The 23,212-nt window shown below is 37.8% G+C and carries 22 protein-coding genes; 15 read left to right on the forward strand and 7 right to left on the reverse strand.

Features of this window, described 5'->3' with window-relative positions:
• The first annotated feature begins 67 nt into the window (after positions 1-67).
• The 3 genes from MHI18_RS18010 (at position 68) to MHI18_RS18020 (ending at position 2,998) form a co-directional block, all read left to right on the forward strand.
• The gene (locus tag MHI18_RS18010; protein ID WP_040374207.1) at positions 68-955 is read left to right on the forward strand and encodes a LysR family transcriptional regulator; all 888 of its coding nucleotides are present in this window, start codon (positions 68-70) and stop codon (positions 953-955) included.
• A 115-nt stretch (positions 956-1,070) separates the two neighbouring features.
• Positions 1,071-1,778 (forward strand): 2,3,4,5-tetrahydropyridine-2,6-dicarboxylate N-acetyltransferase, encoded by a 708-nt coding sequence (dapD, locus tag MHI18_RS18015; protein ID WP_040374208.1) that lies wholly within the window; start codon positions 1,071-1,073, stop codon positions 1,776-1,778.
• Between the two features lie 89 nt (positions 1,779-1,867).
• Positions 1,868-2,998 (forward strand): N-acetyldiaminopimelate deacetylase, encoded by a 1,131-nt coding sequence (locus MHI18_RS18020; RefSeq protein WP_340849380.1) that lies wholly within the window; start codon positions 1,868-1,870, stop codon positions 2,996-2,998.
• 104 nt (positions 2,999-3,102) lie between these two features.
• On the opposite strand, the gene MHI18_RS18025 is transcribed toward MHI18_RS18020, so the two are convergent.
• Positions 3,103-3,942 carry a mechanosensitive ion channel family protein gene (locus MHI18_RS18025; RefSeq protein ID WP_340849382.1) on the reverse strand — a complete coding sequence of 280 codons (840 nt, stop codon included), beginning with the start codon at positions 3,940-3,942 and terminating at the stop codon, positions 3,103-3,105.
• A gap of 290 nt (positions 3,943-4,232) precedes the next feature.
• Here MHI18_RS18025 and MHI18_RS18030 point away from each other — a divergent pair, with 290 nt between their 5' ends.
• From MHI18_RS18030 to MHI18_RS18040, 3 genes are all read left to right on the forward strand, one after another.
• On the forward strand, positions 4,233-5,990 hold the full coding sequence (locus MHI18_RS18030; RefSeq protein ID WP_340849384.1) for an ABC transporter ATP-binding protein: 1,758 nt from the start codon (positions 4,233-4,235) through the stop codon (positions 5,988-5,990).
• Positions 5,987-7,807 carry an ABC transporter ATP-binding protein gene (locus tag MHI18_RS18035; protein WP_340849386.1) on the forward strand — a complete coding sequence of 607 codons (1,821 nt, stop codon included), beginning with the start codon at positions 5,987-5,989 and terminating at the stop codon, positions 7,805-7,807. The genes MHI18_RS18030 and MHI18_RS18035 overlap by 4 nt, the downstream gene beginning before the upstream one ends.
• A gap of 176 nt (positions 7,808-7,983) precedes the next feature.
• Entirely contained in the window at positions 7,984-8,643 is a 660-nt protein-coding gene (locus MHI18_RS18040) for a potassium channel family protein (protein ID WP_040374212.1), read from the forward strand.
• Between the two features lie 42 nt (positions 8,644-8,685).
• Here MHI18_RS18040 and rnjA read toward each other — a convergent pair whose 3' ends face one another.
• Positions 8,686-10,353: a ribonuclease J1 gene (gene rnjA / locus MHI18_RS18045; RefSeq protein ID WP_340849388.1), complete on the reverse strand. Its 1,668-nt coding sequence runs from the start codon at positions 10,351-10,353 to the stop codon at positions 8,686-8,688.
• Between the two features lie 3 nt (positions 10,354-10,356).
• Positions 10,357-10,572: a DNA-dependent RNA polymerase subunit epsilon gene (locus MHI18_RS18050; protein WP_340849390.1), complete on the reverse strand. Its 216-nt coding sequence runs from the start codon at positions 10,570-10,572 to the stop codon at positions 10,357-10,359.
• A gap of 663 nt (positions 10,573-11,235) precedes the next feature.
• Between MHI18_RS18050 and MHI18_RS18055 the strand changes: the two genes are divergently transcribed.
• Entirely contained in the window at positions 11,236-12,009 is a 774-nt protein-coding gene (locus MHI18_RS18055) for a Cof-type HAD-IIB family hydrolase (protein ID WP_340850324.1), read from the forward strand.
• Positions 12,010-12,307: 298 nt separating this feature from the next.
• On the opposite strand, the gene MHI18_RS18060 is transcribed toward MHI18_RS18055, so the two are convergent.
• Positions 12,308-12,496 carry a YjcZ family sporulation protein gene (locus tag MHI18_RS18060; protein WP_445670014.1) on the reverse strand — a complete coding sequence of 63 codons (189 nt, stop codon included), beginning with the start codon at positions 12,494-12,496 and terminating at the stop codon, positions 12,308-12,310.
• Positions 12,497-12,671: 175 nt separating this feature from the next.
• Here MHI18_RS18060 and MHI18_RS18065 point away from each other — a divergent pair, with 175 nt between their 5' ends.
• From MHI18_RS18065 to lpdA, 5 genes are all read left to right on the forward strand, one after another.
• Positions 12,672-13,325 carry a YkyA family protein gene (locus MHI18_RS18065; protein ID WP_340849391.1) on the forward strand — a complete coding sequence of 218 codons (654 nt, stop codon included), beginning with the start codon at positions 12,672-12,674 and terminating at the stop codon, positions 13,323-13,325.
• Positions 13,326-13,847: 522 nt separating this feature from the next.
• Positions 13,848-14,963: a pyruvate dehydrogenase (acetyl-transferring) E1 component subunit alpha gene (gene pdhA, locus MHI18_RS18070; RefSeq protein ID WP_340849392.1), complete on the forward strand. Its 1,116-nt coding sequence runs from the start codon at positions 13,848-13,850 to the stop codon at positions 14,961-14,963.
• Positions 14,964-14,966: 3 nt separating this feature from the next.
• Complete coding sequence (locus MHI18_RS18075) at positions 14,967-15,944, forward strand: alpha-ketoacid dehydrogenase subunit beta (RefSeq protein WP_340849393.1); 978 nt, start codon at positions 14,967-14,969, stop codon at positions 15,942-15,944.
• 144 nt (positions 15,945-16,088) lie between these two features.
• Positions 16,089-17,432 carry a dihydrolipoamide acetyltransferase family protein gene (locus MHI18_RS18080; RefSeq protein WP_340849395.1) on the forward strand — a complete coding sequence of 448 codons (1,344 nt, stop codon included), beginning with the start codon at positions 16,089-16,091 and terminating at the stop codon, positions 17,430-17,432.
• 4 nt (positions 17,433-17,436) lie between these two features.
• On the forward strand, positions 17,437-18,849 hold the full coding sequence (lpdA, locus tag MHI18_RS18085) for a dihydrolipoyl dehydrogenase (RefSeq protein ID WP_340849397.1): 1,413 nt from the start codon (positions 17,437-17,439) through the stop codon (positions 18,847-18,849).
• A 162-nt stretch (positions 18,850-19,011) separates the two neighbouring features.
• Here lpdA and MHI18_RS18090 read toward each other — a convergent pair whose 3' ends face one another.
• Positions 19,012-19,401, reverse strand: coding sequence for a hypothetical protein (locus MHI18_RS18090; RefSeq protein WP_340849399.1), 390 nt, complete (start codon positions 19,399-19,401; stop codon positions 19,012-19,014).
• Positions 19,402-19,646: 245 nt separating this feature from the next.
• On the opposite strand from MHI18_RS18090, the gene MHI18_RS18095 reads away from it, so the two are divergent.
• Entirely contained in the window at positions 19,647-19,898 is a 252-nt protein-coding gene (locus MHI18_RS18095; RefSeq protein WP_340849401.1) for a hypothetical protein, read from the forward strand.
• Positions 19,899-19,943: 45 nt separating this feature from the next.
• The gene (locus tag MHI18_RS18100; protein ID WP_340849402.1) at positions 19,944-20,783 is read left to right on the forward strand and encodes a polysaccharide deacetylase family protein; all 840 of its coding nucleotides are present in this window, start codon (positions 19,944-19,946) and stop codon (positions 20,781-20,783) included.
• Between the two features lie 41 nt (positions 20,784-20,824).
• Here MHI18_RS18100 and MHI18_RS18105 read toward each other — a convergent pair whose 3' ends face one another.
• The gene (locus MHI18_RS18105; protein ID WP_340849404.1) at positions 20,825-21,256 is read right to left on the reverse strand and encodes a DUF1885 family protein; all 432 of its coding nucleotides are present in this window, start codon (positions 21,254-21,256) and stop codon (positions 20,825-20,827) included.
• A 222-nt stretch (positions 21,257-21,478) separates the two neighbouring features.
• Here MHI18_RS18105 and MHI18_RS18110 point away from each other — a divergent pair, with 222 nt between their 5' ends.
• Positions 21,479-21,601 (forward strand): GapA-binding peptide SR1P, encoded by a 123-nt coding sequence (locus MHI18_RS18110; RefSeq protein WP_340849405.1) that lies wholly within the window; start codon positions 21,479-21,481, stop codon positions 21,599-21,601.
• A gap of 94 nt (positions 21,602-21,695) precedes the next feature.
• Here the strand turns inward: MHI18_RS18110 and MHI18_RS18115 are convergent, their stop codons facing one another.
• Entirely contained in the window at positions 21,696-23,171 is a 1,476-nt protein-coding gene (locus MHI18_RS18115; RefSeq protein WP_340849407.1) for an aminotransferase class I/II-fold pyridoxal phosphate-dependent enzyme, read from the reverse strand.
• Positions 23,172-23,212 lie beyond the last annotated feature (41 nt).

The following is a 23,212-nucleotide window of genomic DNA, read 5'->3' on the forward strand; positions in this document are numbered from 1 at the left end:
TCTCAATAATAAAATTTTAATAAAATGATAGTAATCGATAAGAAAAACTAATCAAGGAGGATGACCGATGTCATTTTCAGAGTATCAAATGTTATCCGTTCTTGCGCAGGAGTTAAACATGCGTAAAGCAGCTGAACGACTCTTTGTTTCGCAGCCGGCACTTTCACAAAGGCTTCATACCATTGAAAATGATTGGGGAAAGAAATTATTCCTTCGTTCTCAAAAAGGACTCTCGCTTACTCCAGCTGGTGAGGAAGTCATACGATTTGCAAATGATGTCCTTGGAAAGGAAGAAAAGGTTAGGGAAACGCTCACAGCCATGGATCACGAAGTATATGGAACATTGAAAATTGCTTGTGCCTCCATCGTTGGACAAAATTGGCTGCCACAGGTTCTAAAGAAATTCGTAAGAAAGTATCCATATGCAAAGATATCCCTTATAACTGGTTGGAGCAGTGAAATATTGAAAACTTTATATGAGGGTCAGGTTCATATCGGGGTAATTAGAGGTGCACCAGACTGGAAAGGGTATAAGCAGCATTTGTTTACGGATATGCTGTACCTTGTTGATACGGAAATGAATGATTTAAGTCAGGTCCTTGAAACCGATCGGCCATTTATTCAATTTAAAAGTGACTCAAATTATTATCAAGAAATACAGGATTGGTGGCATCGCCAGTTCCAAACAACTCCTAAAAATACAATTATTGTGGATCAAATAGAAACGTGTAAGCAAATGGTTTTTAATGGTATTGGATATGCGATTCTGCCGGCGATTACTTTGCATGATAAGGATCAAAATATTTTCAAGATTCCCTTATATGGTCAAAATCATTCGATTGAACGAGATACATGGCTTTGCGGGTATGAGTCATCATTTGAATTGAAGCAGGTACAGGCCTTTAAGGAAGTTGTAGAAGAACATATTCGCAGTCAAGGGATGGTTAGTAAGTAAAACGGTATGACGATTGCTCCATCTATTGAACATTGAGGACTATATTTCTTGTTTTACCTGCGTATGTTTGATACATTTAAAATTGCTTATTCTAGTTTATGAGGAGGAAATACATATGAAAAAGATGGATGCTCATGAAATTATTTCATTTATTCAAAACAGTACGAAATCAACACCTGTAAAGGTTTATCTAAAAGGCGATTTGGAAAATATCGATTTTGGTGCCGCTTCTAAAACGTTCATTACGGGCAATACTGGGGTAGTATTTGGAGAATGGTCTGAAATTAGTGCGGCCATTAGCGATAACAATAAGATTGAAGATTTTGTAGTTGAAAATGATCGTAGAAATTCAGCCATTCCAACGCTTGATTTGAAAGGTGTAAAGGCCCGTATCGAGCCAGGAGCCATTATTCGCGATCAGGTTGAAATCGGTGATAATGCAGTTATTATGATGGGAGCTTCAATCAATATTGGTGCGGTTATTGGAGAAGGTACTATGATTGATATGAATGCCGTTCTTGGCGGCCGGGCTACCGTCGGTAAAAATTGTCACGTTGGTGCTGGAGCAGTGCTTGCTGGAGTAATCGAACCGCCTTCCGCAAAGCCTGTCGTTCTTGAAGATGATGTATTAATCGGAGCTAATGCTGTAATCCTTGAGGGTGTAACGATTGGTGAAGGATCTGTAGTTGCTGCTGGCGCGGTTGTCACTAAAGATATCCCTGCATTCTCAGTTGCAGCTGGAATACCAGCTAAAGTAATTAAACAAATTGATGAAAAAACTAAATCCAAAACAGAAATTATGCAAGAGCTACGTCAGCTGTAATCAGCCGGCAGAAATCTTTTTCAATTCATATCATTATCATTAAAGCGTGGATGCTTGTTATCCACGCTTTCGCTATAGGGGGAAAAGAGATGGAACAGCTTAATCCATTTACGAAAATTCGCAGAGATCTGCATAAAATTCCGGAAACAGGGTTTCAGGAGGTTAAGACCCAACAATATCTTTTAGATTATATACACAGTCTGCCTCAGGAACGATTAGAAATAGAAACGTGGAAAACAGGGATTTTTGTAAAAATAAACGGAACAAATCCACATAAGACGATTGGCTATCGTGCAGATATCGATGGTCTTCCTATTGTCGAGGAAACAGATTTACCCTATCAATCAGAGCATCATGATCGTATGCATGCTTGTGGTCATGATTTTCATATGAGCATCGCATTAGGGGTGTTCACACACTTTGTACATACGGCAATAAATGATCATTTACTCTTTATCTTTCAGCCTGCTGAAGAGGGGCCAGGCGGTGCCGAGCCTATGTTAAAAGCGGCACCGATGGAAAGATGGAAGCCAGACATGATTATAGGTCTTCATATTGCCCCAGAGTACCCAGTTGGTACAATAGCGATCAAGGAAGGGCTCTTATTCGCCAACACTTCAGAATTATTTATTGATTTGAAAGGAAAGGGCGGGCATGCTGCTTATCCTCATGAAACAAATGATATGGTTGTTGCCGCTTGTACACTTGTAAGTCAGCTGCAAACGATTGTTTCTCGAAATGTAAATCCGCTCGATTCAGCTGTCGTAACAATTGGGAAGATTACTGGCGGTACGGTTCAGAACATTATCGCTGAAAATGCACGCTTGGAAGGTACTATTCGAACACTAAATGCGGAATCTATGGCTAAGGTCAAATTGCGAATCGAACAATTAGTAAAGGGAATGGAAATCAGTTATCAGTGTCAAACTGCGATCGACTATGGATGTATGTATTATCAGGTTCAAAATGAACCGAAATTAACCAATGAATTTATTGAATTTGCAGAGAAAGATGATGACATTAACGTCTATCACTGTAGAGAAGCAATGACTGGGGAAGACTTTGGCTATATGCTAAAGGAAATACCAGGCTTTATGTTCTGGCTGGGTGTAGACTCAGAATTTGGACTTCACAGCGCCAGGCTGAATCCAAATGAAAAGGCAATAGAACGTGCAATAGCTTTTCTCACTCGTTATTTAACATATAAGGGATCACTCTAAAATAAATCGATTGCCAAAGAACCCTCCAGCTACTGGAGGGTTCTTTGGCTCTGATGTACTTTGTGATCTTAAAAGTAAATCTATTATTCCTTTTAAAAAGAGTGTTAATTTTCGATGTTCATCGAAGGCTGACGAACCATGCCTCGTTTAATTGCAACACGTAGCTGTCTTTCGATTTCCCCTTGCTTACCGTTTACGGTCTTAGCAAGTACTCGTATCACCATGTTTGATGAATCAAATTCTTGAACACTGAGGACGTTTGGTCCTTCAATAATACTATCTTCATTGTTTGTGCTGACTTCTCTACAGGCATCTTCAATCAATTCCGTCATTAAATCTAAATCAGCCGAAGAATCTATACTAATATCGACAAGTGCACGCATATTCCCTCGAGAGTGGTTACTTAGACTAGTAATCTGGCGATTTGGAAGATAGTGGAGGGTTCCGTCCATTCCGCGAATAATCGTCGTCTTTAAACCTAGCTGTTCAACAACACCAGAAAATGAGCCAATCGTGACATAATCGCCGACATCAAGCTGTTTTTCAAGAAGTAAAAAGAAGCCTGTTACCACATCACTAACTAGCCCTTGAGCACCAAATCCAACTGCTAGCCCAGCCACACCAGCACCTGCTAATATAGCAGTTGTTTTTATGCCTACTAATTGAAGAAGTGTCACTATTAAGAGAAAAGCAAGAACATAGTTTGTGGTATTACGAATTAAACTCTCCAACGTTAGAGCTCTGCCGGGGGAGACGTTTTTTCGTAATTGAATCTTAGCAAACCCTGTTTGGATCAGCTTACCAGCCGAAGCTCTCATTAATACATATATGATATAAGTAAGAAACATTTGCAGCAGGATAAAGCTCCCTGATAGAAGCATCGTTTTCCAATCAATATTTTGATAGTCTTTTGGGATTAGATTTAAAATTGAATAAGCAATCATTTTAACAACCTTTCTATGTGGAACAATTCCTTAAATTCTCTCAAACCTACGCTCCCAATTTATTCCCTTTACTAATTAAGATAAACGTTAAAAGAAATAATAGTCATTATTTATAGGTAGAAAGCAGGTGGAAATCACCATTATGCAAATTGTTAAAAAATATAAAATATTTTAAAAAATAGGTGGAAATTTATTTCGAAACTCGGTATATTAGATAATACGTTCTCTAACGAAGAACGAAATTTTGGATACTTTATTTGTTTTTTTACAGAAGAAAGGAGGACTAATAGATGGAGACGTTAAGAAAGTTAAAGGATTTTTATTGGCCGTATAAGCGGTACTTTTTTATATCGCTGCTGTTTCTTATTGTTGCTACGGCAATAACTGTGATCTATCCCGTCTTACTAAAAATTACAATTGATGAGGTAGCACTAAATAAAAACTATAAACTGGTGTCCTACTTAGCCCTGGGGTTTGTTGGAATGATGGGAGTGAAAGGGCTAGCGACATTTATCCAGCAGTACTATGGAGATGTGTTTGGTGTATCAGCCGTATATAAATTACGGAATTCGTTATATGAGAAACTTCAATATTTACCCTTTCGTTATTATGACAATGCAAAGACTGGAGATTTAATGTCCCGTCTTACTGCTGATGTTGAAGGCTTCCGTTTTTTTCTATCTTATGGTTTTTCGGAATTGCTGCGGTTTGTCTTAATGGTAAGTCTTTGTTTCGGAGTGATGATGTATTATTCCATCCCTCTAACACTTGTTACACTTGCGACGTTACCCTTTCTTGCAGTAGTAGTTTACCAGTTTGATAAAAAAGTACACCCAGCTTTCAGAAAAGTCAGAAAATCGTTTGGCCAGTTAAATACAAACGTACAGGAAAATATCAGTGGAATTAATACGGTCAAGTCATTATCACGAGAAGAATTTGAAATTAATAAATTTAACAAGGCAAATATAGATTATAAAGAAACCTCTCTTATGACGTCAGGAATTTGGGCAAAGTATTTCCCGCTTATGGAGCTTTTAGGTAACCTTTCTGTTGTAGCTTTACTAGCTTATGGAGGATATTTGGTCATTGGTAATCAACTTACATATGGCGAATTGGTTGCTTTTTATAGCCTCGTTGGGTACATTCTTTGGCCAATTATTAATCTAGGATTTGTTATTAATATGTTCTCGCAGGCAAAAGCATCAGGGGAAAGATTACTTGAAATTATGGAGGAAGAAAAGCACATTGAAGTTAATCAAAATCCGATTATGAAAGACAATTTACTTGGTGCAGTAGACTTTCGCCATGTAACCCTTCAATATGCAGAAGAAGATGACGCAGCCTTAGAGGATGTCTCTTTTACGGTAAAGCCAGGAAAGGTAGTTGGATTGATTGGGGCTACCGGAAGCGGGAAAACATCGATAACTCAGCTTATTACCAGGTTTTATGAACCGACTGAAGGAGAAATACGGATTGATGATCAGTCTATAAAAGATTATTCACTTGATACACTTCGTAAGAATATTGGCTTTGTACTTCAGGAATCCTTTCTCTTCTCTTCAACCATTCGAGCGAACATTGCTTACGGAAACCCTGAGGCATCGTTGGAAGCAATCATTGATGCAGCCAAACGGGCCGATGCTCACGATTTTATTATGGAGCTGCCTGCTCAATACGACACGTTGCTTGGTGAACGCGGCATGGGACTATCCGGAGGACAAAAACAGCGGATTGCTATAGCAAGGGCTATTTGTATTAATCCAAGTATATTAATCCTAGATGATGCAACAAGTGCGGTGGATATGGAAACAGAATTCAAAATTCAAGCAGCCCTCAAAGATGTTATGAGAGACCGGACAACGGTTATTATTGCTCATCGAATATCTTCCTTGAAACACGCGGATGAAATACTTGTGCTTGATAATGGAAAAGTCAGTGAAAGAGGGACACATGAACAATTAATTAGGCGTAAAGGCACCTATCAACGAATCTATGATATTCAGTTTCAAGATAAAGAAGCCGTTTCACTTGCAGGAGGGAGTATATGAAGCAAACTAACATAGAAAAAAGTGTTTTGAAACGATTTCAATATTCAACCGATCAAGTAATTGAAAAACCGTTTAATTATAAGCAAATGGTCCGCTTATTTCGTTATATATTACCTTATTCAAGGACGCTGCTGCCGCTTGCCATACTAATGGTATTGCTGACAACGGCTATTAAATTAGTAATTCCCACTTTAATTGGAGTCTATACGCTTGATGGAGCAATTGAGAATAAAGACATTTCGCAGCTTTATCTTCTTGTTGCCATTTTATGTGGAATGTATGTAGTTTCTTATGCGGCCAACATCTTCAGAATAAAATGGATGAATGAACTAGGGCAAAATGTTATATACGATCTTCGTAAGCATTTATTCACCCATGTCCAAAGTTTATCTCATCGGTTTTTTGATCAGCGTTCGGCTGGTTCGATTCTAGTCCGAATAATGAATGATATTAATTCACTACAGGAACTCTTTACGAATGGTGTCATTAATTTATTGATGGATGTAGTCCTCTTAATTGGAGTAATCGTCATCCTCTTTATTTTGAGTCCACCATTAACTCTAGCGATTTTGATTATTCTCCCAATCATGTTCTTTATTTCAACCAGCTTACGAAAGAAAATTCGCAAAAGCTGGCAGGTTGTTCGAATTAAACAAGCGAAATTGAACTCTCATTTAAATGAAAGCATTCAAGGGATCCGAATTACACAATCTTTCACGCAGGAAAAGGAAAATATGGCCTTTTTTGATGGCGTGAATGATGAGAATTTTGTAAGTTGGAAAGATGCATCGAAAAAGAATGCGGTTTTCCGCCCCTTAGTGGAAATGACTAATGCAGTTGGTACAGCTGTTTTAATCTGGTACGGGACACACCTTATTCAGAATGAAACCATTACGATCGGTGTGTTTGTTTCTTTCGCATTTTATCTAGGGATGTTCTGGGAACCAATTTCAAGACTCGGTCAAGTTTATAATCAATTATTGGTAGGTATGGCCTCTTCTGAAAGAATCTTTGAATATATTGATGAAAAGCCGCTGATCGATGAGCGAAAGGATGCTATTCGATTAGAGAAGATGAGAGGTGAAATCATCTTTGATCAGGTAGATTTCTCCTATGATGGAAAACGCCAAGCATTAAAGAACATTAGTTTGGAGATGAAGGCAGGACAGTCAATCGCTCTTGTCGGACATACCGGTTCTGGTAAGACAACAATTGCAAGCCTTATCAGTCGTTTTTATGATTCAACTGGTGGATCTGTTAAAATTGATGGTGTTGATGTGCGAAATTTATCTGTAGACAGTCTTAGAGGAAACATTAGTATTGTCTTGCAAGATACCTTTATCTTTTCAGGAACGATCATGGAGAATATCCGTTTTGGCCGGCCTGATGCAACCGACTCAGAAGTTATTTCTGCAGCAAAGGCAGTGGGGGCAGACCACTTTATCAGCAGACTTCCAAATAACTATGGTACAGAGGTAGAAGAACGGGGAAATATTCTTTCAGTGGGTGAACGCCAATTGTTATCTTTTGCCCGGGCATTGCTGGCAAATCCCAAAATACTTATTCTTGATGAAGCGACTGCAAGTATTGATACAGAAACGGAAGTTAAAATCCAAGAAGCACTAAAAACCCTATTAAAAGATCGTACTTCAATTATTATAGCTCATAGGCTTTCTACGATTAGAGAGGCAGATAACATTTTCGTTCTTGATCATGGAGAAATTATTGAAAAGGGTAATCACCAAGAATTAATGAAGTATCGTGGCGAATACTATAACCTTGTTCAAGCACAATATACGCTTCAACAAATCAGTTAGGGTTACCAACCTGCCAAACAAAAGGCAGGTTGTTTTTTTTATTAAGGGGATCTTGATGAGTAGGCATGCAATGGTTTTTATTTATTACACAGGAGACTTGCAAAATGCTGTAAGTTTTAATTCATTGTGCTAGAATAGGTATTATTTGAGTCAGATACAATTCTGGAGGTATTACTGTGAAAAAAGAATTTGTAGTGATTGGCCTTGGCCGTTTTGGCGGGAGTATTGTTAAAGCTCTGGCTGAAGAGGGCATGGAGGTGCTCGCTATTGATTTAGATGAAGATCGAGTCAATGAATATGCGATGATTGCTTCGCATGCTGTAGTTGGAGATACAACTGATGAGAATGTATTAAAAAGTCTTGGAATACGGAATTTTGATCACGTGATAGTCGCAATTGGAGACAATATTCAGTCCAGTATTCTAACAACGCTAATGCTTAAAGAGCTGGGAATAGGTAATATCACAGTTAAAGCACAAAATGACTATCATGAAAAAGTGCTTCGTAAAATCGGTGCCGACCATGTTGTTCATCCAGAGCGGGATATGGGGAAAAGAATTGCCCATAAAATCGTCTCAACCAATGTACTAGATTATCTAGAGCTTTCAGATGAACATTCAATCGTCGAAATTGTGGCAAGTGACAAAATGATTGGAAATTCAATCATCGATTTAGATATTCGAGCAAGGTTTGGGATTAATATCGTAGCAGTAAAAAGAGGGAAAGAAATTATTGTCTCGCCTCAGGCTGGGGACATAATTCAGAAAGATGATATCTTAATCGTGATTGGTACAGATACAGATATTAATCGTTTTGAAAAGAAAGTGGTGCAATAGAAAAACCGTTCCCATTGGGAACGGTTTTTCTATTGCTTTTTATTAAACTTCCATAATGATTGGTAAAATCATTGGACGTCTTTTTGTTTTTTCGTAAAGGAATGGTGATAAGGTATCTGTAATCTCATTTTTGATTTCTGACCATTGAGTGGTTTTACGTTCCATTACTTTATTTAAATGCTTAGTAATTAGAGATTGAGCGTCACTGATTAAGTCACCAGATTCTCTCATGTAAACGAACCCTCTCGAGATAATGTCAGGTCCAGCTGAGATTCTAAAGTCCTTCATGTTAATACTTACTACCACGATAACAAGACCCTCTTCAGAGAGAATGCGACGGTCGCGTAATACGATATTACCGATATCACCAATACCGCTGCCATCAATATAAACGGAACCTGAAGGAATTTTTCCGGCAATCTGAGCAGTTTTATCGCTTAATGCTAACACATCGCCATTGTCCATCATGAAGCAGTTTTCTTCTGGAACTCCACAGTCAATAGCATGCTGCGTATGCATTTTTTGCATACGATACTCACCATGAATCGGCATAAAGAACTTCGGCTTAATTAAGCGAAGCATTAACTTTTGTTCTTGCTGTCCACCGTGTCCTGAGGTATGAATATTGCTCAGTGGTCCAGAAATAACATCTGCACCTGCCCGGTATAGCTGGTTAATCGTTCTAGAAACGCTGATTGTGTTTCCAGGAATCGGTGAAGAAGAAAAGACTACTGTATCACCAGGGATGATTTGGATCTGGCGATGAGTGCCATTTGCAATTCTTGACAAGGCAGCCATGCGCTCTCCTTGGCTTCCTGTACATAAAATCGTAACCTTATTAGCAGGCAGACGATTGATTTGTTGTGCATCAATAAATGTTTCTTTAGGAGCTACAATATAGCCTAGATCTTGTCCGATATTAATGGCTGCTTCCATACTGCGTCCGAAAACGGCAACCTTACGTCCATTATCTACTGCAGCTTCAATTACTTGCTGTAATCTATGGATATTTGACGCGAATGTAGCAAAGATAATTCTGCCGTCCACTTTGCGGAAGATATCATCAATGCTTTCTCCAACTTTACGCTCTGACATCGTAAAAGTAGGGACTTCGCTGTTCGTACTGTCTGACAGCAGGCAAAGAACGCCTTCCTTACCGATTTCAGCCATTTTTGTTAAGTTAGCAGGTTCACCAACAGGTGTGAAGTCAAACTTAAAATCTCCAGTATGAACAACTTGACCAGGAGGTGTTTTAACAACAATTCCATAGGAATCAGGAATACTGTGTGTGGTACGGAAAAACGAAACAGATGTTTTCCGGAATTTAATCACATCGTCTTCTTGGATTTCAATCAGATTTGTCGTACGAAGAAGGCCGTGTTCTTCTAGTTTATTACGAAGAAGACCAAGTGCTAATTTCCCGCCGTAGACTGGAATATTAATCTGTTTTAAAAGGTAAGGAATACCGCCGATATGATCTTCATGACCATGGGTAATAAATAATCCTTTAATTTTATCCACGTTTTTAACTAAGTAGCTGTAATCTGGAATGACATAATCAATTCCAAGAAGCTCATCTTCAGGGAACTTGATTCCCGCATCGATTACGACAATTTCATCCTGAAATTGTACTGCATATGTGTTTTTACCGATTTCGCCTAGTCCGCCTAATGCGAAAACGGCCGTTTGGTCATTTTTTACGAATTTCATAAATTATCCTAGCTCCAATACTTTAAAATCTGGATTGTTTTGTTTTTCATATTCATAGTATGCACCTGTTACGGGTTCAACATATTCAACGTTAAATGGCTTGTCCTTGATTTTAAAACGAGCCTCACGAATTGAATCCGCTTCAACATATATGGTATGAGTATGCTCACGCACGGCTACCTCTTTAAGGGTTTCTTGATAATAAACTTTAAAAATCATTCTTAATCTCTCCTATTCATTTTCAATTACTAATTTCATTATATATAAAAACAACAATTTTTTCATGTTTTACAAGAAAAAACAGAGTGCTTCTCAAATATGGTAAGGGTGAGACGAGGTCCACCGAGGGGAGGACACAGGTTTGAAACGGCGTCACTACTGAAATGATCGCTGTCATTCTTAGTTCGACCTTGTACACACCCGGCATGGAATGACGAATTATGTATGACGAATAAAAAGGTCTTACCATGAAACATTACAATAAGGAAGAAGCCCTTCGCAAGTTTTTGAAGGGCTTTATTAAAAATAGTTAAGCGATTGTCTTTTTTCTCAGTAAATCCTGCCACTGTTTTTGCAGCTTTTTACGTAGTCTTTTTAACATCCCGATCACACTCCCCTTAAGTATTATTGTAAAGGATTATTAAATAAAGTAAATACGTCTTTAAAGGGTTCCCAGTTGAATGGGCTAAGGAAAAAAATCAATAGTCATAAATGGCCTGTCCACATTCTCTATATAAATAGTATATGCTCGAATTCGAATGACTATCAGGAATATAACGATTTGTATACTGAAGCATAGTAATCCCTTGACTAATTTGCAGGACAAGGATTAAATAAGTAGATAATATCTACTTGAATCTTTTACATATGAAAGCAGGGATTATATTGAAAAAGATTGTGTTCTTTGATATAGATGGAACGCTATTAGATCACGAAAAAAAATTACCAGCTTCTACAAAGAAAGCAATTAAGGATCTTCAAGATAAGGGTGTATTCGTTGCGATTGCTACGGGAAGAGCTCCGTTTATGTTTGAACCGCTTCGCGAGGAATTAGGGATCGACTCGTTTGTAAGTTTTAACGGTCAATTTGTCGTCTTTGAGAATGAGGTTGTCTATCGCAATCCATTGCCAAGAGCGGAATTGACTCGAATTCATGAGCAAGCTGAAAATGAGCAAAAAGCTATGGTATTTATGAATGATAAAACAATGAAGGCTAGTGCGAAAGGTTGCGAACGTGTTACTGAAGCATTAGGTTCTTTACGGTTTCCATATCCCGAATGCAGTCCGGAATTTTATCAAGATAATGATATTTACCAAGCACTATTATTTACTACAGCAGAAGAAGATCAACAAATTATCCATGACTATGCTGATTTACACTTTATCCGCTGGCATGAATTTTCAACAGATGTCTTACCAGCCGGCGGTTCAAAAGCAGAAGGAATTAAAAGATTTATTGAACGGACAGATTTCCGTATGGAAGATGTATATGCATTCGGAGATGGGTTAAATGATATTGAGATGCTAGGAACCGTAGGGCACGGTATCGCTATGGGAAACGCTCTTGATGAGGTTAAGAAACATGCTGAATTCGTAACAAAGGATGTAGATGATTCAGGTATTTTATACGGCTTAAAGCATATGGGCCTTTTATAACAGTCAGGAGAAAAAGAGTGCAGTGATCCGTCTGCACTCTTCTTTTGTGTAGGGACAATTAATTTAAATACTATGTATAAACGAGTTTTGCTAACGTATACTTAATTGTTAATTTATCTAAATGGATAATTAAGGTATAATGTGGTGAGGTTCTTGATGGCTTATAAAAGAAGTACTAAGCGCAAAATTTCGGCAGAAAAAGAGTGGATATCCGCTTAAGTTGCACTTAGTACCATAAAATTTTATTAAAATCATCATATTTTCTTGAATTAAGGGTAAAGAAGGTAAGTCATTTAATTCAGCATAGACAAGCTCCAACGATAATCAGCAGGATGAATAGGACAACAATTAAAGCAAAACCGCTGCCGAATCCTCCTCCTCCGCCGCAGCCGCAGCCTCCTCCGCCAGCGTAACCATATCCATAGCTTGGTGCAGGTGAAATAGGGTAACAGCAATCCATTCCTTGACCTTGACCTCCGTAATACATAGGCGATACCTCCAGGTTTATTTATAACCATCCCTGTTGGAATGATTTCTATCAGCCTATGCACATGAGCGGAATAGGTGTAGGCTTGCGCCTACTCATGGGGAGATTTTGAGAATTCGGGCTTGAACTGTTGAATTAAATGTAAAAAGAGAAAAATGTAACTGGGGGAATTGATGTGTTTAAATACGGAAAAATTATGTTGGCTTTTCTAATGACGATGGGAGTTCTTGCAGGTTGTACAGGTGGCGCAGCACCTGAAGAAGAAATACATACAGTATTAGAAAATGCCATACAAAAAGAGAATGAATTTGAGAAACAACAAAAACCACTTGTTGAATTAGAGAATGAAGAGAAAGAACTATATGAACAAATTACCACTCTTGGGATGAAAGAATATGATCAAATTGTTGAACTTTCCGATGAAGCATTAGCAAATTTAGACGAACGTAACAAATTGATTGAAAAAGAAAGAACGAGTATCAAGAATTCAGAAAAGGAATTTGAAAAGATTGATGAACATATCGAAGCCATAGAAGATAAACAGGTAAAACAAGAAGTTCAAACCCTTAAAGGAACGATGGAAAAAAGATATAAGGATCATGAGGTACTATATACATCCTACCAAACCAGTTTAGATCATGACCGTGAACTGTATGAACTGTTTAAAAAAGAAGATTTAAAAATGGATGAACTATCCGCTCAAATTGATAAAATCAATAGTGCCTATCAAGAAGTAATAAAAGCGAATGAAGAATTTAATGCCAGTACGGAATTATATAACAAGCAGAAAGCAAGCTTTTACAAAACAGCTGAAATTAAAACAGAATAAAAAAATTTAAGAAGCAGCCAGCTGGCTGCTTCTTTTTGTCCATTTTCCTGCGATAATTTTATTCAAATAATAATTATGTCGAATTTTGGATTATTGGGTTAAAGGAAATAGAGGTTGGTTAATCTAAATAGGGTAGTATAAATTATAGTGGTGTAAAGTTAGGAACCATAATTATAGAAAGGATTGTTATGATACAGATTGTATAAATGATATATAACAGATTTTTAAAAAGCAGATTTATTTTCAAGTCAAAAGGCAGATAACAAAGAAGTTTTCTTTAATAACACTATGTATTTGACGAAACTTTAGGTAATGCTGTAAACTAAAAAAGAATAAAGCGTTGTATCATCTTTTTTTTCTTAAAAACTGATACAGAAACGGTATATACCGTTTAATTGCATGTTCATGTTTGCCTTCACTATAGATGGGAAAAGTACATCGAACAGGATTATTCATGAAAATAAAATGAAACAGGGCTTTATAGAATCATATAAAACCTTTTTGAAAGGATGAGAAACGCAGATGGCTACAAAATCAAATCAAGCTAAATTTGATGTCAAGAAACAGTTGGAAGTTGTTGAAGAACAGTTCCAGACACTGCAAATTTTAAATGAAGAGGGCGAAATCGTTAACGAAGCAGCAATGCCCGATTTAACTGATGAACAATTACAAGAACTTATGAAACGGATGGTTTATACACGCATCCTTGATCAACGTTCTATTTCTTTAAATCGTCAAGGCAGACTTGGTTTCTATGCGCCTACAGCAGGCCAAGAGGCTTCACAGTTAGCATCACAATATGCTCTTGAAAAAGAAGATTTTATTTTGCCTGGTTATCGTGATGTTCCACAGTTAATCTGGCACGGATTGCCGTTATACCAAGCTTTCTTATTCTCTCGTGGTCATTTCAAAGGGAATCAAATACCTGAAGGTGTTAATGTTATTTCTCCTCAAATCATTATCGGAGCGCAATACGTGCAAGCTGCAGGCGTAGCGTTAGGTATGAAAAAACGTGGAGCGAAATCAGTTGCTGTTACGTATACAGGTGATGGCGGAACTTCACAAGGTGATTTCTATGAAGGAATTAACTTTGCTGGTGCTTTTAAGGCTCCTGCAATCTTTATCATTCAAAATAACCGTTTTGCTATCTCAACTCCAGTTGAAAAGCAATCTGCGGTTTCATCATTAGCTCAAAAAGCTGTCGCTGCTGGTATTCCGGGAATTCAAGTAGACGGTATGGATGCACTTGCAGTGTATGCAGCTGTTAAAGAAGCTCGTGAACGCGCAATAAATGGTGAAGGTCCAACATTGATTGAAACATTAACTTATCGTTATGGACCACATACTATGGCTGGCGATGACCCAACTCGTTACCGTACTTCTGATCTTGATAATGAGTGGGAATTAAAAGATCCTTTAGTACGTTTCCGTAAATTCCTTGAAGGCAAGAAACTATGGAATGAAGAAATGGAAAACAAAACAATCGAGCAAGCAAAAGACGATATTAAAGAAGCAATTAAAAAAGCTGATGCTGAACCTAAACAAAAGGTTACAGACCTTATTTCTAATATGTATGAAGAAATGCCAAGCAACCTTGTAGAACAATATGAAATTTATAAAGAAAAGGAGTCGAAGTAAGTCATGGCTCAATTAACTATGATTCAAGCAATTACAGAAGCGATGCGTACTGAACTTAAAAATGATGAAAATGTTGTTGTTTTTGGTGAAGACGTTGGAGCAAACGGCGGAGTATTCCGTGCAACAGAAAACCTTCAAAAAGAATTCGGTGAAGACCGTGTATTTGATACACCACTTGCTGAATCAGGTATTGGTGGATTAGCAATTGGGCTGTCCTTGCAAGGATTCCGTCCTGTTATGGAAATTCAATTCTTTGGTTTCTTATATGAAGTAATGGACTCTGTAAGCGGACAGATGGCACGTATGCGCTACCGTTCAGGCGGCCGCTATAATTCAGCTGTTACCATCCGTTCACCTTTTGGCGGCGGTGTACACACACCTGAAATGCATGCTGACAGTCTTGAAGGATTAGTTGCTCAACAACCAGGATTAAAAGTAGTTATTCCTTCATCACCATATGATGCAAAAGGACTTTTAATTTCAGCTATCCGTGATAATGACCCAGTCATTTTCCTAGAACATATGAAACTATATAGATCTTTCCGTGAAGAAGTTCCAGAAGAAGAATACACAATTCCACTTGGTAAAGCTGCTGTAAAACGTGAAGGTAAAGACCTTTCTATCATCACTTACGGAGCTATGGTACGTGAATCACTTAAAGCTGCAGAAGAACTTGAAAAAGAAGGTTTCTCTGTAGAAGTAGTTGATCTTCGTTCAATTGCACCACTTGATGTGGAAACAATCGTTGCTTCTGTTGAAAAAACAGGACGGGCTATCGTAGTTCAAGAAGCACAAAAACAAGCTGGAATTGCAGCTTCAGTTGTAGCAGAAATTACTGAACGTGCAATCTTAAGTCTAGATGCACCTGTTCTTCGTGTCACAGCAGCAGATACAGTTTTTGCTTTCTCAGAAGCAGAACAAGTGTGGCTGCCTAATTATAAAGATATAATGGAAACAGCGAAAAAAGTATTAACATTCTAATACAAATGTACAGGTTGAAAAGTACTAACTGAACGCTTTTCTCTTACTGGATTAGTCAGGCTGATTAGTAAGAGAAAAGTTTTTTCAGAAAAATAACTTTTTTTCGTACATTATCTATGATTAAATATAGGAGGTTGAGATTTAGTGGCATTCCAATTTAGACTCCCAGATATCGGTGAAGGTATACACGAGGGTGAAATAGTTAAGTGGTTCGTAAAAGCAGGCGATAAAATTCAAGAGGACGACGTGCTATGTGAAGTTCAAAATGACAAAGCAGTTGTAGAAATTCCATCTCCAGTAGAAGGCACTGTTGAAGAAATTCATGTAGAAGAAGGTACAGTGGCCGTTGTTGGCGATATTCTTATTTCTTTTGATGCACCTGGATATGAAGATTTACAGTTCAAAGGTGCTCACGGGGATGAAGCAGGCGAACAGGAAACTGAAGCACAAGTTCAAGCAACTGCTGAAAAAGGTCAAGACGTGAAAAAAGAAGAAACGCCTAAAAAGACAGAAACTGTTGAAACTGGAGCTGGAGCTGTAGCAGCACAAGTTGAAAGCAGCGATCCAAGTCGTCGAATTATTGCTATGCCATCTGTTCGTAAATATGCAAGAGAACAAGGGATTGATATTCGTCAAGTAACTGGTTCTGGCGATAATGGCCGTATTATGAAAGATGATATCGATGCATTTGCTAATGGCGGATCTGAATCAACAGAACAACCACAGGCAGCTGTTGCGGAAGCAAAAGAAACAGAAAAAACGGTTACAGAGATTCCTGCTGGTGAATATCCAGAGACTCGCGAGAAAATGAGCGGAATTAGAAAAGCAATTGCAAAAGCAATGGTGAAATCTAAACAAACTGCTCCTCACGTAACATTAATGGATGAAGTAGAAGTTACCTTGCTTGTAGCTCACCGTAAGAAGTTCAAGGAAGTTGCTGCTCAAAAAGGCATTAAGTTAACGTTCTTACCGTATGTTGTGAAAGCATTGACGAGCGCTCTGCGTGAATTCCCTGCACTAAACACATCTGTTGATGACGAAACAAGTGAAATTATTCATAAGCATTATTATAATATTGGTATTGCTGCAGATACAGATAAAGGTCTTCTTGTACCTGTTGTTAAAGATGCGGATCGTAAATCAACATTTGCTATTTCAAATGAAATCAATGAACTTGCTGGTAAAGCTCGTGAAGGTAAATTAGGTACTAATGAAATGAAGGGTGCTTCATGTACCATCACGAATATTGGTTCTGCTGGTGGTCAATGGTTCACACCTGTAATTAACCATCCTGAAGTGGCAATTCTCGGAATTGGACGCATTGCGGAAAAAGCAATTGTCCGTGACGGCGAAATTGTTGCAGCTCCAGTATTAGCATTATCACTAAGCTTCGATCACCGTATAATTGATGGTGCCACTGCACAAAATGCATTAAATCACATCAAGAAATTACTAAACGATCCTGAACTTTTGTTAATGGAGGCGTAAAAAAATGGTAGTAGGAGATTTTCCAATTGAAACAGATACGTTAGTCATAGGTGCAGGCCCCGGTGGATATGTAGCCGCTATTCGTGCCGCACAACTTGGACAAAAAGTAACGATTGTGGAAAAAGGATCTATTGGTGGAGTTTGTTTAAACGTTGGATGTATTCCTTCCAAGGCGTTAATTTCTGCAGGCCACCGTTTCCATGAAGCGCAGCATTCCGAAGATATGGGAATAATAGCTGAGAATGTTAAACTAGACTTTTCAAAAGTCCAAGCTTTTAAAGATTCCGTTGTTTCCAAATTAGTCGGCGGAGTGGGCTCTTTGTTAAAAGGAAATAAAATAGAAGTAGTCAGCGGCGAAGCTTATTTCGTTGATGAAAACAATATTCGTGTACTGACTGAAACATCGTCACAAACTTACACGTTTAAAGATTGTATTATTGCTACAGGTTCTACTCCGATCGAGTTACCTGCTTTTAAATATACAAAACGGGTAATTAATTCAACTGGCGCTTTAGCACTTAAAGAAGTGCCTGAATCATTAGTTGTAATCGGCGGAGGATATATTGGTACTGAGCTTGGTGGAGCATTCGCAAACTTTGGTACGAAAATTACTATCCTTGAAGGTACTGATGAAATTCTTTCAGCAGGCTTTGAAAAACAGATGTCCGCAATTGTGAAGAAAAACCTTAAGAAAAAAGGCGCGGAGATTGTTACTAAGGCACTTGCTAAAGGTGTTGAAGAAACAGATACCGGTGTAACTGTTACTTATGAAGTTAAAGGCGAAGAAAAGAAAGTCGAAGCTGATTATGTATTAGTTACGGTTGGACGTCGTCCAAACACTGCTGAAATGGGTCTTGAACAGGTTGGCGTTAAGACTACTGACCGCGGCTTGATTGAAATCGATAAACAGTGTCGGACAAATATAAAAAATATCTATGCAATTGGTGATATCGTTTCTGGTCCTCCGCTTGCACATAAAGCTTCTTACGAAGGTAAAATTGCAGCGGAAGCAATTGCTGGCCAAACTTCTGAAATTGATTATTTGGCTATTCCAGCGGTTGTATTCTCTGAACCAGAACTTGCATCTGTCGGTTATAATGAGGCAGAAGCTAAAGAGGCAGGCATTGATGCAGTAGCTTCTAAATTCCCATTTGCAGCTAATGGTCGTGCTTTATCATTGAATAGTACGGATGGATTTGTGAAATTAATTACTCGTAAAGAAGATGGACTAGTAATTGGTGCTCAAATCGCAGGTACGAATGCATCAGATATGATTGCAGAACTTGGTCTTGCTATTGAAGCAGGAATGACTGCAGAAGATATTGCTATGACTATCCATGCTCATCCAACTTTAGGTGAGATTACAATGGAAGCAGCAGAAGTAGCTTTAGGAACTCCAATTCATATTGTTAAATAAGTAGTAATGTATATGTTAAAAGGCTGTCGAGCTTCTCGACAGCCTTTTTTCTGTTTACTAGAGATAAGAGTTCTTGCTAGTAAACAATAAAAAGGGCTGCATCTACACATCCACATGAATTACATTGTGAAAGGTGACAGCCCCCTGTAAACAAATCATTTTTCAGTTTTTACTTTCCAAAGCCTTAGTTATTGTTTTTTTTATGTCCCGTTTTGATACGCTGCTTCCGGATATTTGTCCTATAACCCCTTTTTCAGAGGTAATATAAATCGCGGGGGTTTTTTTTATGTGGAAACTCTCGAAAACATGATTATTGTCTGATGCTGTAAGGGTTTTAAGATCAGAGATATCAGATGGGTATTCATCGTCTAATTCGAGGAGTGCATCATAATATTCGATTTCATTCATATAATTGGATTCATTAGAAAAAAAGATTAGTTTATTTTTATATTTATCTCGAATAGAGGCTTCATCTAGATGCAGGCTGCTGCATGACGTGAGCATCAAAGAAAAAAAAGCCAGAATACTGTAAAGGAAAATTTGCTGCTTCATAGACGACTCCTTTTTTTATGCTGGAATTTTTCTGGTTAATGGTAGTTTAACATGAAAAACAGTAAATTCAGCCTTGTCATTTAAATGACATATAACTGCAAAAACAAGAACATCTAACTGACATTCTTGTCTAATAAATTAAAAGTTTTGAAATGGAATAAAGAGGTTAAAAGATACCTATAGAAGAATTACTATGCAGTGTGTAATGGGGAGGGGCAATTTCTTTTAGGAAGGAATGTATTACCTTGAAAAATTATATAGTATTCCTATTTCAGCTAATGGTGTGGAGCGGGTATACGGTCGCTGAATGGCTCTCCACTCATGATAAATTACTATTTAAGGTACTTATGTTTCTAGTATTCACGTATTTGGCTGTGTTTATCGGAAAAATAATCTTAAAGTCGAATAAACGAACCTTGTTGATAACGTGCATTAGCTTAGGAAGTTATATGGTCCTGCAATCTTGGATGCATTCCTATCTTCCGCCAGCCTCCTAAACATGAATGATCAGAACTTGCTGCATAAAAGATGGAGGAACTAGTTTGCGAAAATTGATTGGTATATTCTTAATCCTATCTTGGGCTCTCATTGCCTGCAGTAACCAAGAGATAGGGGTAAAGTCATCAAGTGAGCCTTTACCTGAGAAAGAAACAGCAACTAAGGAAGGACCTTTAGAGCGGGAAGTTGAGGACAAGGAAGTGAAAGAAGAGTTGAAAAAGGAAAATTCAGGGTCAGCTGATCAAAAACAATATGTACTTAATCCGAACAACTGGTCTGTAAAGCCGAAATCATCTGCGAACCCAAAAGTGGTTCTTCTTACCTTTGATGATTCTCCTGACAAATATGCCTTAGATATTGCAAAGCAATTACAGGAACTAAATGTAAAGGCTATTTTTTTCGTTAATGGTCATTTTATTGATAATGATAAACAAAAGAAAATTTTACGACAGATTCATGAAATGGGTTTTTCTATTGGAAATCATACTTATAATCATGTTAAGTTAACGGATTTGTCTGAAGAAGAACAAAGGAATGAAATAGTGAAAGTAAATGACGTCGTAGAAGAACTGACAGGAGCCCGCCCTCAATTTTTTAGAGCACCTTATGGAGCCAATACGGAGTTTTCTAAACAATTGGCAAAAGAGGAAGGGATGCTGTTAATGAACTGGAGCTTTGGTTATGACTGGCAAAAAGAATATCAAGAAAAAGAAAAATTAACGGAAATTATGCTGGATACCCCTTACTTAATGAATGGTGCAAATTTATTAATGCATGATCGTAAATGGACAAGCGAAGCTATAACAGACATAGTTAAAGGCTATCAAAAAAAAGGCTTTGAGATTCTTGACCCAAGCCTATTAGACGTGTCACCATCAAAGTAAACAAACGGACATCTCGCATAAGCGAAGTGTCCGTTTGTTATTTATTTCATTAAATTAAAATACATGATTCTTTTATTAAACAAATGTAGTTCTCCTTTTAATTTCTTGGCTAGAAATTTGCTGAATTCATTGGCTTTTCCTTTATCACCGTAAGTAGAAATGCCAGGAAGGATAAGTTCTATATAATGTTGAAATGCAGGTAGTCCTTCAGTACCTTTTACGTATTCTTTTCCTATTCCTAAAAAGATGGAATGATACCGATCTTCCGTAGCTTTTAAATGAATATAATCAGCATCCGCTTTATGTTCGATGATTTCGTATGGAAAAGCCTTATCACTGTAGTTCCAGTCTAACTGTGTGCCGGTTTTCCCAGTAATTGATTTATAATAATGGAATAATTCTTTAATATCATCTAACTGAACGACTTCAAGTGTTGATCCGGGTACTAATTTAATATAGGCATGCTCAGCCATTTTACCCCTCCTGAATGGATTAATTTCCATTTTATTCTAGCATGTTCCAAATAAGTTATCCATCACAAGAAGGGTATGTTCGAATTATGATGTATATATTGGGGAAAAATATTTAAATGTGTCATACAAATAGGCTTGATATTTTTAATGTGTTGTATTAATATTAACTTAACAAATATATAAAGCGTTTTCATTCTAATTTTCGGAAGGAGTCTGGAAAATATGGGAACTTTAATCTGTAAGCACTGTAACTCAACAATTGATCATTTTGAAGATGAGAAAGTTACAACCCTTTATTCTCAATGTTCTGCACATTGCCATGATGACGAAGCCGAAAAAGAGTAGTGGATAGATAGATGAATCGGAGGATTCCCATCCTTTTTTTAAAAGACGAAGCAGCAATAAGCACCCAAACAGTTGTCAGGGTGCTCATTGCTGCTTATTTTATTGCTTTATATTCTTTAATGACGCGAAGTGAATTCATATCTGGATCTTCTGGTCCTTGAACAGGGAGGCCAGCTTGAATATTGGTTTGGATATAATCAAGATTTTCCTGCGTAATAATTTCGCCAGGTATGAAAATTGGAATGCCGGGCGGGTATACCATAACAAATTCAGCGATAATCCGACCAACCGTTTCGTTAAAAGGTACAACTTCAGTTTCGGCATAAAATGCATCCCGAGGTGTTAAGGCCAGCAGAGGGATGGATGGAAGCAAAACTTCAACAGCCAATGTGTTTTTATCTGTTAAAGGTGCAAATTCAGCAGAAAGATTACTTAAGGCATTAAGAAGAATTTCAGCTTCAATTGACGTGTCTCCAGGTGTGATGATACATAAAATATTATATAAATCGGATAGTTCCACTTCAATATTATAAGTTTTACGAAGCCATTTTTCTACTTCATATCCTGTAATTCCTAGTTCCTTAACAGAGATAATTAGTTTAGTAGGATCAAAATCAAATGTAGCTTTTGATCCAATAATTTCTTCTCCTACACAATGAAGTAAAGGAATTTCATTAATCGCAGTTCTCAGCGATCGAGACAGCTTAATTGTTTCATCGATTAATTGATACCCTTCTGTTGCAAGCCTCTTGCGTGCAACGTCAAGAGAGGCAAGCAGGATGTACGAAGTAGATGTGGTTGTCATCATGCTTAGAATAGATTGTACATGATTAGCAGAAACAAGTCCTTCTCGGACGTTTAATACAGAACTTTGGGTCAGTGAACCACCAAGTTTATGAACACTTGTAGCAGCCATATCAGCTCCTGCCTGCATTGCAGATAAGGGAAGCTCATCATGAAAATGAATATGGACACCATGAGCTTCGTCAACTAAAACAGGCACATGATATGAATGAGCAATTTCTACGATCCTTTTTAAATCAGCTGATATTCCGAAGTACGTCGGATTAATCACAAGTAATCCTTTTGCATCCGGGTGAGCGCTCAGTGCATGTTCTACAGACTCGGTTGTAATCCCATGTGAAATCCCAAGGTTGTTATCAATTTCAGGGTGAATAAAGATCGGTACAGCTCCAGAAAAAACGATTGCTGTCATGATGGACTTATGAACATTTCTAGGGATAATAATTTTATCACCTGGCCCGCATACGGCCATTATCATGGTCATAATGGCTCCGCTTGTACCCTGTACGGAGAAAAATGTGTGATCTGCTCCAAAGGCTTCTGCTGCTAGGTCTTGAGCTTCTTTTATAATTCCCTTTGGCTGATGCAAGTCGTCCAAGGGGGCGATATTTATTAAATCAATGGATAAGGCATTATCTCCGATAAATTCACGAAATTCTGGATCGATGCCTTGCCCCTTTTTATGGCCTGGAATATGAAATTGTACGGGGTTCTTTGCTGCGTGTTTTTTAAGACCTGTAAATAATGGTGTGTCAAATTGGGACAATTCTTCTAGCCTCACTTCTGAAAAAATTTGCAATAATAAAA

The organism is Peribacillus sp. FSL H8-0477 (genome assembly GCF_038002765.1).
In the GTDB taxonomy this organism is placed as follows: Bacteria; Bacillota; Bacilli; order Bacillales; family DSM-1321; genus Peribacillus.

Bases quoted from the DNA above. Each gene is read 5' to 3' on its own strand.
- lpdA (WP_340849397.1), top strand. From the start codon at position 17,437: ATGGTAGTAGGAGATTTTCCAATTGAAACAGATACGTTAGTCATAGGT.
- pdhA (WP_340849392.1), top strand. From the start codon at position 13,848: ATGGCTACAAAATCAAATCAAGCTAAATTTGATGTCAAGAAACAGTTG.
- MHI18_RS18110 (WP_340849405.1), top strand. From the start codon at position 21,479: ATGGGAACTTTAATCTGTAAGCACTGTAACTCAACAATTGATCATTTT.
- MHI18_RS18035 (WP_340849386.1), top strand. From the start codon at position 5,987: ATGAAGCAAACTAACATAGAAAAAAGTGTTTTGAAACGATTTCAATAT.
- MHI18_RS18105 (WP_340849404.1), bottom strand. From the start codon at position 21,256: ATGGCTGAGCATGCCTATATTAAATTAGTACCCGGATCAACACTTGAA.
- dapD (WP_040374208.1), top strand. From the start codon at position 1,071: ATGAAAAAGATGGATGCTCATGAAATTATTTCATTTATTCAAAACAGT.
- MHI18_RS18010 (WP_040374207.1), top strand. From the start codon at position 68: ATGTCATTTTCAGAGTATCAAATGTTATCCGTTCTTGCGCAGGAGTTA.
- MHI18_RS18050 (WP_340849390.1), bottom strand. From the start codon at position 10,572: ATGATTTTTAAAGTTTATTATCAAGAAACCCTTAAAGAGGTAGCCGTG.
- MHI18_RS18090 (WP_340849399.1), bottom strand. From the start codon at position 19,401: ATGAAGCAGCAAATTTTCCTTTACAGTATTCTGGCTTTTTTTTCTTTG.
- MHI18_RS18060 (WP_445670014.1), bottom strand. From the start codon at position 12,496: ATGTATTACGGAGGTCAAGGTCAAGGAATGGATTGCTGTTACCCTATT.
- MHI18_RS18025 (WP_340849382.1), bottom strand. From the start codon at position 3,942: ATGATTGCTTATTCAATTTTAAATCTAATCCCAAAAGACTATCAAAAT.
- rnjA (WP_340849388.1), bottom strand. From the start codon at position 10,353: ATGAAATTCGTAAAAAATGACCAAACGGCCGTTTTCGCATTAGGCGGA.
- MHI18_RS18020 (WP_340849380.1), top strand. From the start codon at position 1,868: ATGGAACAGCTTAATCCATTTACGAAAATTCGCAGAGATCTGCATAAA.
- MHI18_RS18030 (WP_340849384.1), top strand. From the start codon at position 4,233: ATGGAGACGTTAAGAAAGTTAAAGGATTTTTATTGGCCGTATAAGCGG.
- MHI18_RS18075 (WP_340849393.1), top strand. From the start codon at position 14,967: ATGGCTCAATTAACTATGATTCAAGCAATTACAGAAGCGATGCGTACT.